The organism is Streptomyces sp. URMC 123 (assembly GCF_051386515.1).
GTDB lineage: Bacteria > Actinomycetota > Actinomycetes > Streptomycetales > Streptomycetaceae > Streptomyces.
This window is the reverse complement of the sequence record NZ_JBPQTV010000208.1, coordinates 1-11,278: the sequence shown is the minus strand read 5'-3', so window position 1 is coordinate 11,278 and position 11,278 is coordinate 1. Positions and strand designations below refer to the sequence as shown.

The window sequence follows — 11,278 nt, the reverse complement described above, 5'->3', positions numbered from 1 at the left end:
GGGCTGCGGGCCCGGCCCGGACCCGCAGCCCCAGCCGTGGGGCCGCGCCACCGACGGCTGAGGCACCGGCCCGGCCCGGCGACCGGCGCACGAACGGACCCCGGCCTCCGGCCGGGGTCCGTCGTGTGTCGAGCACCGGCCGGCCGGACCGGCCGACCGCGGGCCGCGGCCACCCCTGCCGGCGGTCAGCCGCGGCGCTCGGTGCCGCCGCCGGTGCCGGTGCCGGAATCGCCGCCGGAACCGGAACCGCCGCCGGTGCCGGACCGGGAGTCGGAGTCGCCACCGGAACCGCCGCCGGGATCGCCGCCGGAGCGCCGGGAGCGGTGCCGAAGCCACGCCGGCGGCACGAACCAGCAGCCCACGAACCAGAGGAGCACGGCCGCGACCAGCCACACCGCCAGGTCGTGATCGGTGACCATCCGCGTGATCAGCAGCAGCGCGGTCACCACCGTGCCCAGCAGCAGGACCAGCCCGGCCATGGTGAACCGGGAGGCCATGGCCACCGTCTCCGGCTTCAGCCGGTGCCCGGTGACCAGCCGGTGGAAGGAGACCGGGGCGATCAACGCCCCGGTCGCCGCGGCCCCCAGCATGATCGTGGTGAGGTAGATGCCGCGGTCGAACCGGTCCAGCTCCGCGAAGCGCGGGGTGAAGGCGACGCTGAGCAGGAACGCGAGCAGGATCTGCACCCCGGTCTGGGCGACCCGCACCTCCTGGAGGAGTTCGGCCCAGAGCCGGTCGGCCCGCTCCTCGCGGGTCTCGCCCCGGCCCGGACCGCCGCCCCCGCCGCCCGGGGGCGGGTCGCCCCCGGCGGAGCCGAATCTGCTGTACGGCATCCCGCGCCTCGTTCCCGTTCGCTCGATGCGGCCTCTCGCCGCCCGCGCTCAGTCCTCCGCGAGCACGCGCACGGTGCGCAGCTCGGGGTCGGCGGCGTCCGGCACGTTCATGCCGGCCGCGACGCCCTCGGCGAGATAGCGCAGCACCGGCTCGTTCAGCCGCTCGCCGGGCAGGGCGGCGGGAATCCCCGGCGGGTAGGGCGTGAGCATCTCCGCGACGACCCGCCCCGCGGCGCGCTCGCGCGGCACATCCTCGACCCGGCCGAAATAGGCGTCCCGCGGCAGACAGCGCTGCTCCAGCCGCAGCTCCGCCGGCGGGGGCACCGTCACCCCGGGGGCCGGCCGCAGCTCGTGGGCGCGGTCGACGAGGTCGCGCAGCCCGGTCATCAGGGCCGAGACGGTGGACTCGTCGTCGGCGTGGGTGATCTGGGCGCTGATCCGGCGGTGGTCGACGAGGTGCAGGTCGAGATGGTGCTCGCGGCGCATCCAGTCACCGGCGCGGTAGCCGGTGGTGCCGAGCGCGGAGATGTCGATGACGACGGGCAGCGGATCGAGATCGGCGGCGCGATCGGGCCCCACGAAGTCGGCCCGGTCGTTGACGTGCAGCCCGTCGAGGGTCTCGATCTCCGTACGGACCTCGCGGGCCAGCTTGAGCGCCCCGCCGAGCAGGTCCTGCCCGTGCAGGGCCATCTGGCGGCGCCAGCCGTCGAGACCGGCGTAGAGGAGGACGAGGGGGCTGGTGGTGCCCAGCAGATCGGCGCGGGACTTGAGCTTGGCCGCGTCGACCAGATCGCCCTGGAGGTGGAAGACCGACCCCTGTTCGAGGCCGCTCCCCATCTTGTGAATGCTGGTGACACAGACATCGGCGCCCGCGTCCATCGCCCAGGCGGGCAGGTCGGGGTGGAAGGGCAGATGGGCGCCCCACGCCTCGTCCACGATCAGTGGCACACCGCGGCGGTGGCACAGGTCGGCGATCGCGGCCAGGTCCGCGCAGCTCCCGTACGGGGTGGGGCTGGTCACCAGGGCGCCCCGCGCGTCGGGGTGCTCCTCGAACGCCCGTTCGTACGACGCGGCCGACGGCGGATGCGCGAGGTGCCGCTCGGCGTCCCACTGGGGCTCGACCCACACCGGGCGCACGCCCGAGACGATCAGGCCGGAGACGACCGACTTGTGCGCGTCCCGGCCCACCAGCAGCTTCTCGTGCGGCCCGGCGACCGAGAGCATGGCCGCCTTGACCGACAGGGAACTGCCACAGGTGGAGAAGAAGGTGTGATCGGCGTGGACGGCGTCGGCCATCAGCCGTTCGGCGCGCTCCAGCACCCGCTCGGACGTCCGGCGGTCGTCCAGACCACCGGTGGCCAGCACGTCGGAGAGGAACACGGCGTCCCCCAACACGCGCCTGACCTCGGGGTCGGCTCCCCGCGCCTGCTTGTGGCCGGGCGGCGAGAAGGGGATCTCCCCCCGCTCGTGATAGCTGACGAGGGCTTCCAGTACCGGGGCTCGTGCGTGGTCCATAGCTCGTGTGTCGTCCATGCAGGACGCGTTCCCGCGTTCCGCGGGATGAAATCCGGCCATTCGGACCGCCGCGGGCCGCGGCCCGGAAATCTTTCCGCGCCATTGAACGAACGCGCCACCACCGTCCGTACATAGACCCGTCAGAGGCGCACACCCGCGCCGACGGGAAGCGGACACCAGGAGTGGACATGCGGAAGTGGCAGAGCGCCTCGATCGCGGTGACGGCGGCGGCCATCATGCTCACGGCGGCGTGCGGCACGGAGGGCGGCGACAAGGGGGCCTACACGGCCAAGCCCGCCGGGAACGCCAACCCGGCCAAGGGCGGCGGCTACGACTACGGCTCGGGCACCGACACGCAGACCGATGGCGTGGCGGGTGCCCGGCCGGCCGGCGCGCTCAAGGTCGCGGACAACCAGAAGCTGGGGCGCGTGCTCACCGACAGTGCCGGCTTCACGCTCTACCGCTTCGACAAGGACACCGCCAAGCCGCCGAAGACCACCTGCGACGGCGACTGCGCCAAGGCCTGGCCGCCCGTGCCGGCCGCCGACGCGACGGCCACCGCCGGCATCGACGCCGCGTTGCTGGGCGAGGTCGCCCGCCCCGACGGCTCCAAACAGCTCACCGTGGGCGGCTGGCCGATCTACCGCTACGCCAAGGACACCAAGGCCGGTGACACCAATGGGCAGGGCGTGGGCGGCACGTGGTTCGCCTCGGCCCCCGACGGCAAGAAGGCCGCCCCCGCGGCCGGTGGCGGAGCCGGTGACGCCGGCGCGGGCGACGGGGGCGAAGGGGGCGACGCGGGTGACGCTGGCGCGGGCGACGGCAAGCAGGCCTCGCTGACCACGCGCAACGACCCCAAGCTCGGCGAGATCCTGGTCGACGCCGAAGGCCGCACCCTCTACCGCTTCACCAAGGACTCGGCCTGGCCGATGAAGTCCGCGTGCACCGGGGAGTGCCTGGAGAAGTGGCCGGTGGCCGAGCCCGTGGACAAGGCCAAGGCGCAGAACGTCGACGCCAAGCTGCTCATCCCCTTCAACCGCCCCGACGGCCTCAAGCAGCAGACCATCGACTGCTGGCCGCTGTATCGGTTCTCCGGCGACACGAAGGCCGGTGACACCAATGGGCAGGGTGTCGGCGGCTCCTGGTACGCCGTGTCGCCGCAGGGCAAGCTCGTCGGCGCGCCCAAGCGCTGACCCGGCCGCACCGCTCGGCTCCGCCTCTGCCGTACCGACCGGGCAGGGGCGGAGCGGCGTTTCCGGCGGGTCGCCGTGGTTGTCGGCGCGCCCGGCCGTGCGCAGAATGAGCCCGTGCCAGAGGGAGAATCGGGGTCCTGATGTCCGTGCCGCCCGGCGAGGGACCGCATGTCCGCACGTTCCTGGGGGCGTACGTCCTCGGCGCGCTGAGCGGCGCGGAGGACCGGCGGGTCGCCGCGCATCTGCAGTACTGCGACACGTGCGGCGCCGAGTACCTCGACATGGCCGAGGCGCCGTCCCTGCTGGCGCTGTTCACCGAGGAGGACCTCCTGGAGGGGCTGGCGGCGCCCCCGCACGCGCCCGACGGCCGGCGGGCGGGGGAGTCGACCGGGGACGGTCCGGCGGAAACCGATGAGGACTGAACGGCGGGCCCGCGCCTACACTCCGGCCCCATGTTGCGCGTACTCGCGGTCGACGACGAGGAACCCGCCCTCGGCGAACTGCTCTATCTGCTGCGCGCCGACCCGCGGGTGGCGCGGGCGGAGGGCGCGGGGGACGCCACGCAGGCGCTGCGCCGGATCGGTCACGCGCTGGAGACCGGACCGGACGGCGACGGCGCGATCGACGTCGTCTTCCTCGACATCCATATGCCGGGCCTCACCGGCCTGGACATGGCCCGGCTGCTCGCCGGCTTCGCCGAGCCCCCGCTGATCGTCTTCGTCACGGCCCACGAGGGCTTCGCCGTCCGGGCGTTCGACCTCAAGGCCGTCGACTACGTCCTCAAGCCGGTGCGCCGCGAGCGGCTGGCGGAGGCGGTGCGGCGGGTCGCCGCGCAGGTGGAGGCGGGGCGCGAGGCGCGCCGGCCCACGCCCGGCCCCGGCCGCGACCCGGGGCCCACGCCCGGCCCCGGCCGCGACCCGGGCACGGGCCACATCCCCGTGGAACTCGGCGGCGTCACCCGCTTCGTGGCGATCGACCAGATCACCCATGTCGAGGCCCAGGGCGACTACGCGCGGCTGCACACCGGGTCCGGCAGCCATCTGGTGCGCGTTCCGCTGTCCACGCTCGAGGAGCGCTGGCGGGACCGAGGGTTCGTCCGCATCCACCGCCGCCATCTCGTGGCGCTGGCCCGCATCGACGAACTGCGGCTGGACGCCGGCAGCACGAGCGTGCGGGTGGGTGACGCGGTGCTCCAGGTCAGCCGTCGGCACGCCAGGGAGCTCAGAGATCTGCTGATGCGGCAGGCGAAGGGCTGAGGGGAGGCGGCGCCCCAGCGCCCGCACGGCCCGAACAGGCCGTCCTGCCGGAGCCGTTCGATGCGTCCGAAAAGCGGCGGCGGCGCCGCGCGGATCGCGCCAATCGCCCCCGCACCCTCTGTCCCCGCCGATGAGCGCTGCGTACACTCCGTGCCCCGAACACCTGACCACCATCTGACCGCCACCTGACCATCCGAGCGCGCGACGAGGCGGGGGGACGCCATGGCCGCTGAACCAGTGCCCCGCCGGCAGGTGGTCACCGGCACCCCGCGCGCCTCGCGCCGCACCGCCGGCCACGCCCCGGCGCGCCGCGAGGTCGAGGAGCGGACGTCGCTCGGCGGCGCCTGTCCGCGCTCCCTGATACGCGGTCAGCTGCGCGCGGCCCTGATGGGCGCGGCGGCGCCCGCCGGGCTCGTGGGCACCCTGCCGCTGGTCTTCGCCGTGCTGCCGGACGGCGGCCACGGCGGCTGGCCGCCGGCCCGCCTGGTCGTCTGGGTCGTGCTGGGCGTGGCCGTGCCCCCCGTGCTCGTCCTCATCGCCCTGCGCTACGTGCGGCGCGTCGAGCGCAACGAGCGGGACTTCACCGGCCTCGTCGAGGACCGCTGACCGTGGTGGCCCCGGCAGCCGCCCCCCGCGCGACGCCCCGCACCGCGCGGCCCCCGCGCCCCCGCGGCTCCGTGCGGTGAACCAGGCGTACGCGATGACGGCCGTCGCCGTCGTCGTCCTGGCCACCGTCCTCATCGGCGCCCTCGGCCTGCGGATCTCCCGCACCACCTCCGACTTCTACGTCGCCTCCCGCAGCGTCCCGCCCGGCCTGAACGCCGCGGCGATCAGCGGCGAGTACCTCTCGGCCGCCTCCTTCCTGGGCATCGCCGGGCTGGTCCTGCTCCAGGGCCCCGACATGCTCTGGTACTCCGTCGGCTACACCGCGGGCCACCTCGTGCTGCTGCTCTTCGTCGCCGCCCCGCTGCGCCGCTCCGGCGCGTACACCCTGCCCGACTTCGCCGAGGCCCGGCTGGAGTCGAAACGGGTGCGCCGGCTCGCCAGTGTCCTGGTCGTCGGCATCGGCTGGCTCTATCTCCTGCCGCAGCTCCAGGGCGCGGGCCTGACCCTGGAGATCCTCACCGGCTCGCCCCGCTGGCTCGGGGGGCTGCTGGTGGCCGTGGTGGTGACGGCCGCCGTGGCAGCCGGCGGCATGCGCAGCATCACCTTCGTCCAGGCGTTCCAGTACTGGCTGAAACTGGTCGCCCTGCTGGTGCCGGCGCTCTTTCTGGTCGCCGCCTGGCAGGCGGACTCCCGGCCGCGGGCGGTGTACGACGAGCCGCCCGCCTTCCGGGAGCGGACGGCGGTGCGGATCGACACCGGGGTCGGGCTCCGGTTCGCCGAGCCGCTCAGCGCCACCGTGCACGGCACCGTCGACGGCCACCGCCACACCGGCGAGCCGGTCCGGTTCGCCGCCGGGACGCACCGGATCGAGGCCGGCACCACGCTGCGCTTCGCGGCCGGCGAGCGCGTGCCGGAGCGCACGGGGCGCGGCCCCGACGACCGGGCCCCCGGCTGGGCCGAACCGCCGGACAGCCGGCGCGAGGAGCACTCCCTGTACGCCACGTACGGGCTGATCCTCGCCACCTTCCTCGGCACCATGGGACTGCCGCACGTCGTGGTCCGCTTCTACACCAGCCCCGACGGGCACGCCGCCCGCCGCACCACGCTGGTGGTGCTCGGCCTCATCGGCACCTTCTATCTGCTGCCCCCGGTCTACGGCGCCCTGGGCCGGATCTACGCGCCCGAACTGACGCTCACCGGCCACGCGGACGCCGCCGTCCTGGTGCTGCCCGGCCGGGTGCTCGGCGGCCTGGCCGGGGACCTGCTGGGCGCCCTGCTCGCGGGCGGCGCCTTCGCCGCCTTCCTGTCGACGGCCTCGGGTCTGGCCATGTCCGTGGCCGGCGTGCTCACCCAGGACGTGCTGCCCTCGCTCGGCGTGCGGCACTTCCGGCTGGCGACGCTCCTGGCCATGAGCGTGCCGACGGCGGCCAATGCGATCGTCAACGACCTGCCGGTGGCCGACGCGGTCGGGCTGGCCTTCGCCGTGTCCGCCTCGTCGTTCTGCCCGCTGCTGGTGCTCGGCATCTGGTGGCGGGGGCTGACCCCGGCCGGCGCGATCGCCGGGCTCGTCCTGGGCGGCGGGTCGGCGCTCACCGCGGTCGCCGCCACCATGGCGGGGACGATGACCGGCCACGAGGCGTCCGGCTGGGCACACGCCCTGCTGGCCTGGCCCGCCGTGTGGTCCGTGCCGGTCGGCTTCCTCACCATGGTGCTGGTCTCCCTGGCGACCCGCGCCGGGGTGCCGCCCGGCGCGGACGCCATCATGGCGCGGCTGCACCTGCCGGAGCGGCTGGCGCCGCCGCCCCGGTCGTCCGGTCCTCGGTCGTCCGGTCCTCGGTCGTCCGGTTCCCCGTCGTCCGGTTCCCCGGGGGTGGAGGCATGAGCGGGGCCGTCACCGCCGTGGTGCTGCTGATCGGCGGGGTGCTGCTGTTCGGGGCCGGGATCGCCCTGGGCCGGCTGCGGGCCCGCCGCGGCGGCAGCTCCGACCTCGGCACCCCCGTCGAGCGCGCCACCTTCGAAACCCTGCACACCGCCTCGCTCGCGGCGCCTTCGCTGCGCGCCGGGCTCACCGAGGACACCGCCCGCAAGGCGGCCCGCCGGCTGCGCGCCCTGCTGGGCACCCCCGCGCTCTGTCTGACCGACCGGGACTCCGTACTGGCCTGGGACGGCGCCGGCGGCCACCACCGGGCGCCGGTGATGGACCAGGTGGCCCACGCCCTGGAGACCGGCCGGGGCCGGGCGCTGCGCCTCGACTGCGAGACGCCCGGCTGCGCGCTGCGCTGGGCCGTCGTGGCCCCGCTGACGGCCGACCGCGAGGTGCGCGGGGCGCTGGTGGCCTACGGCACGCGGGAGTCGGCCGTCCTGGTGCGCGCGGCCGGCGAACTGGCCCGCTGGGTGTCGGTGCAACTGGAGCTCGCCGAGTTCGACCGCTCCCGCACCCGGTTGATCGAGGCGGAGATCCGCGCCCTGCGCGCCCAGATCTCCCCCCACTTCATCTACAACTCGCTGGCCGCCATCGCCTCGTTCGTCAGAACGGACCCCGAGCGGGCCCGTGAGCTGCTGCTGGAGTTCGCCGACTTCACCCGCTACTCCTTCCGCCGGCACGGCGAGTTCACCACCCTCGCCGAGGAACTGCGCTCCATCGAGCAGTATCTGTCCCTCGTGCGGGCCCGCTTCGGGGACCGCCTGGACGTCACGCTGCAGATCGCCCCCGAAGTGCTCCCGGTGGCCGTGCCGTTCCTCTGTCTGCAGCCGCTGGTGGAGAACGCGGTCAAGCACGGCCTCGAGGAGTCCGCGATCCGCGGCCGGGTGACCATCGCGGCCCGCGACGCGGGCGCCGAGGCCCTGGTGGTGATCGAGGACAACGGGGTCGGCATGGAGCCGGAGCGGCTGCGCGGCATTCTCGACGGGGAGGGCGGGGCCTCCTCCGGGATCGGGCTGCGCAATGTGGACGACCGGCTGCGCCAGGTCTACGGGGACGAGTACGGGCTCGTCATCGAGACGGCGGTGGGCGCCGGAATGAAGGTCGACGTGCGGATTCCCAAGTACCGGGCGGGTGTTCACCCCTCGCTGCCGGAGGGGCGGCAGCGGCCGCCGTACGGTTGAGGCGCGAGCGCCGTCCGTACGACCACGGCCCGAGGCTGTGTCATGTGAGCCGCGTCACATGGTCGTACGCTCGTTGAGAAGCCGCGAGCTCACGGACGTTGACCTCAGTACGGGCCAAGAGCCCGGCGCGGGCACAGAGCCCTCCGCATCCCGTCCCCATGGGAGGCAGCGATGAACAACGGTCAGCCGGACCGGGCGCCCACGCGGGGCGACCTGCTCCATGTCCTCACCGCTCTGGACGTACGGGACCGGGCCGTGGTCCAGCAGTTGCACGTGCTCCGGCGGTCGCCGGAGCAGGCGGCGGCCGAGCTCGGGCTCCCCGTGGAGGAGGTTCACCGGCGGGCCAACCGGGCCGCCCGTGAGATCTGCGCGGGGTTCCGCCGCCTGAAGGCCCGGTCGGCGGCGGCTCAGGTCGCCTGACCGGCACGCGCTCAGTGCTCCGTGGTCCGAGGGCGTCTCGGTGCGGCGGCCGGGGGTTCAGAAGAGGTGGACGGCGAGGTGTGCCAGCGGCAGCCCCAGCCGCCACGCCGGCATCCACCGGTCCTCACCGCAGAGGTCGTCGACCGCGGCGCAGTGCCAGGGGCCGTCCGTGGCGGCGTCGGCCGCCATCAGCTCCGTGGTCGTCAGCCACCGCCACGCCGCGAGCGCCATGGGCAGCCCGGGGTCGGGACCGGTGTCCGGGCCGTCGGCCGCGCTCCCCGCCGCGCCTCCGTCCCCGTTCCCGCCGCCGCCTTCGACCAGTGTCGCCAGCCGGCCGGCGCACCACTCGTGCCAGCGCTCGTCGTACGCGGTCAGGTCCAGGCAGCGGTCCAACTGGGAGACGACCCCGGCGTGCGACAGCCGGGAGCCGTCCTCGGCGAGGAAGACGGTCAGGGCCAGCGCGTCGCGCCCCGCCCGGTACTCGAGGGTGCCGGGCGGCAGCAGGCCGGCGCCGCTCACCAACTCCTCGGCGACGTACTGGGCGTACATCCACGCCATCGGCACGGCCAGGTCACCGCCGCCGGCCCCCGGTGCGCTCTCGGGCCTCACACCGCCTCGCCTCCGCTCGCCTCGTACCGCCTCGTCGTCCGCGGCCCCTGCCCGGCGCGCCGGTCGCGGCGCCGCCTCACCCTCCATCACGCAGGGGAGCCGCCATCTGCTCAATCCGGTCTCCCCGGACCGTGACGCCTGTCGGTCCTGCGCGGGTCGGCGCCCGCTCGAGAGCCGCCAGCGGCTGCCCGCCGGGGCGTTCGGTCCGTGCGGACCGCTACGGGGTCGCGCCGCCGCGTCGTACGGGCGCGACGGCCCGGGGCGGTGGGCGAGCGGCTCGTCTGGGCGACGGGCCGGGGCGCGTTGGCCCGTCTTCGGGGCGGCTGCGGCGGTCGGCGCCCATGCCGATGTATGTCGGAGGTTCCGTGCCTCGGGGGCGTCCGTCGTCCCGTGCTTGCCACGACAGTGGCGCGTCGCCGCGTCGTACGGCGCGGTGGCCCGGGGCTGGTGGCGGGCGGCTCGCCTCGGCGGGGGTCGAGGGCGCGTTGACCCGTCTTCGGGGTGGCTGCGGCGCTCGGCGGCCGGAACCGGCTGGCGCCCATGTCGGTGTGCGTTCGAGGGTCTGCGCTTTGTGGGTGTCCGTCGTCCTGGGCTTCGTGGGCCGTGCTGACGTCGTACGGGCGCCCGCCGTTCGAGGCCGTCGGCGGGCGGCTCGCCTGGGCGGGGGCGCGTTGGCCCGTCTTCGGGGCGGCTGCGGCGACCATGCCGGCGTGCGCGGGCCCGGCCCGCGGCACGGGTCCGCCTTGGCCGCGGATCTCCGCGCTCGCCCGCGCAAGCGGGTGTGAACCGACCCCGGCGGGGCGCCGTGTTCCCGGGTGAGCCGCCGCGATCCGGCCCCCGGCCGGCCCGCGGCTCCGCCAAGAGCCATCCGGCCACCCCCGAGGGAACGGACACCGGGACCTCCCCCGTGCCCGGTGTCCGTTCCGGTCCGCCGCCCGCGGTACGAACGGCCGTCCCCAGCGAAGCGCCGCCCTGAGCGGTGGCGCGGCGCTGCCCGGCGCCACCGCGGCCCGGCACGCGGTGCCGGCCGCCCCGGTCACCCCGGAGTTCCGCCGACGATCCCTGGCGCTTTCCCGAGCCCGGTCAGTAACCTCCCCTGCAGATCGACGGACGCGCGGCCGCCGCGCGCTCCGCGGGGCACCCACGGCACACCGACGCTTGGGGAACGGATTCGTGGAGCACACAGCGGAATCCGATCGAGGGGCCGGTCGACAGGAGTCGGCGGCCCGGCTCCACGCGGCGCTCGAAGCCGCGGCCGCCGGGCGCGGCGGCTGCCTGCTGATCACCGGGGAGCCGGGCGCGGGCAAGTCCGCGCTGCTGGCCGAGGGCGTCGAGCGGGCCCGGCGGCTCGGCTTCCGGGTGCTGACCGGGGCCGCCGAGGAGGCGGCTCGGGATCTTCCCCTGCGGACCGCCCTGAACTGCCTGCGCGCGGCGGCGAGCGGCGCCGCGGGAGCCGGCCCCCGAGGGGGCACCGCTGCCGGAGCCGGCGCCTCCGTGCTCGACGGTGCCACCCCCGGCGCGGCCCGGGCCGGAACCGCTGCCGCGCCCGCCCAGCGCCCTGCCAGCCCCGCCCCGACCACCGAGTCGATCCAGCCCACCGGGCTCGCCGCGGGCGGCGACAGAGCCACCGCCGGCGTGCCGAGACCCAACGGCGCCTCCACCGGCCTCTCGCCACCCGGCGCCCCAGCCGCACCAGGGGGTTGCGCGCGCCCTTCGCCTCGTAGAGCACGAAGCCGACCAG

General features: G+C 75.4%; 11 protein-coding genes. 8 read left to right on the top strand and 3 right to left on the bottom strand.

Going from position 1 to position 11,278, the window contains the following annotated elements:
• Positions 1-185 precede the first annotated feature (185 nt).
• Both ACSNOD_RS21645 and ACSNOD_RS21640 read right to left on the bottom strand, forming a co-directional pair.
• Complete coding sequence (locus ACSNOD_RS21645; RefSeq protein WP_436768659.1) at positions 186-833, bottom strand: DUF6328 family protein; 648 nt, start codon at positions 831-833, stop codon at positions 186-188.
• A 48-nt stretch (positions 834-881) separates the two neighbouring features.
• A complete protein-coding gene (locus ACSNOD_RS21640; protein WP_436768658.1) occupies positions 882-2,348 on the bottom strand; it encodes an aminotransferase class I/II-fold pyridoxal phosphate-dependent enzyme in 1,467 nt (488 codons plus the stop codon).
• Positions 2,349-2,536: 188 nt separating this feature from the next.
• On the opposite strand from ACSNOD_RS21640, the gene ACSNOD_RS21635 reads away from it, so the two are divergent.
• The 7 genes from ACSNOD_RS21635 (at position 2,537) to ACSNOD_RS21605 (ending at position 8,928) form a co-directional block, all read left to right on the top strand.
• Positions 2,537-3,541 (top strand): SCO0930 family lipoprotein, encoded by a 1,005-nt coding sequence (locus ACSNOD_RS21635; RefSeq protein ID WP_436768657.1) that lies wholly within the window; start codon positions 2,537-2,539, stop codon positions 3,539-3,541.
• Positions 3,542-3,681: 140 nt separating this feature from the next.
• On the top strand, positions 3,682-3,963 hold the full coding sequence (locus ACSNOD_RS21630) for a zf-HC2 domain-containing protein (RefSeq protein ID WP_436768656.1): 282 nt from the start codon (positions 3,682-3,684) through the stop codon (positions 3,961-3,963).
• Between the two features lie 30 nt (positions 3,964-3,993).
• Positions 3,994-4,797: a LytR/AlgR family response regulator transcription factor gene (locus tag ACSNOD_RS21625; RefSeq protein ID WP_436768655.1), complete on the top strand. Its 804-nt coding sequence runs from the start codon at positions 3,994-3,996 to the stop codon at positions 4,795-4,797.
• Between the two features lie 222 nt (positions 4,798-5,019).
• The gene (locus tag ACSNOD_RS21620) at positions 5,020-5,403 is read left to right on the top strand and encodes a hypothetical protein (protein WP_436768654.1); all 384 of its coding nucleotides are present in this window, start codon (positions 5,020-5,022) and stop codon (positions 5,401-5,403) included.
• A gap of 76 nt (positions 5,404-5,479) precedes the next feature.
• Positions 5,480-7,285, top strand: a complete 1,806-nt coding sequence (locus ACSNOD_RS21615) for a cation acetate symporter (protein ID WP_436768653.1) — start codon at positions 5,480-5,482, stop codon at positions 7,283-7,285.
• Positions 7,282-8,508 carry a sensor histidine kinase gene (locus ACSNOD_RS21610; RefSeq protein WP_436768652.1) on the top strand — a complete coding sequence of 409 codons (1,227 nt, stop codon included), beginning with the start codon at positions 7,282-7,284 and terminating at the stop codon, positions 8,506-8,508. The genes ACSNOD_RS21615 and ACSNOD_RS21610 overlap by 4 nt, the downstream gene beginning before the upstream one ends.
• Before the next feature lie 171 nt (positions 8,509-8,679).
• A complete protein-coding gene (locus ACSNOD_RS21605; protein ID WP_436768651.1) occupies positions 8,680-8,928 on the top strand; it encodes a hypothetical protein in 249 nt (82 codons plus the stop codon).
• A 57-nt stretch (positions 8,929-8,985) separates the two neighbouring features.
• Here ACSNOD_RS21605 and ACSNOD_RS21600 read toward each other — a convergent pair whose 3' ends face one another.
• Complete coding sequence (locus ACSNOD_RS21600; RefSeq protein ID WP_436768660.1) at positions 8,986-9,486, bottom strand: hypothetical protein; 501 nt, start codon at positions 9,484-9,486, stop codon at positions 8,986-8,988.
• A 1,224-nt stretch (positions 9,487-10,710) separates the two neighbouring features.
• Here ACSNOD_RS21600 and ACSNOD_RS21595 point away from each other — a divergent pair.
• A partial coding sequence (locus ACSNOD_RS21595; RefSeq protein ID WP_436768650.1) for an AAA family ATPase occupies positions 10,711-11,278 on the top strand: 568 nt, incomplete at its 3' end.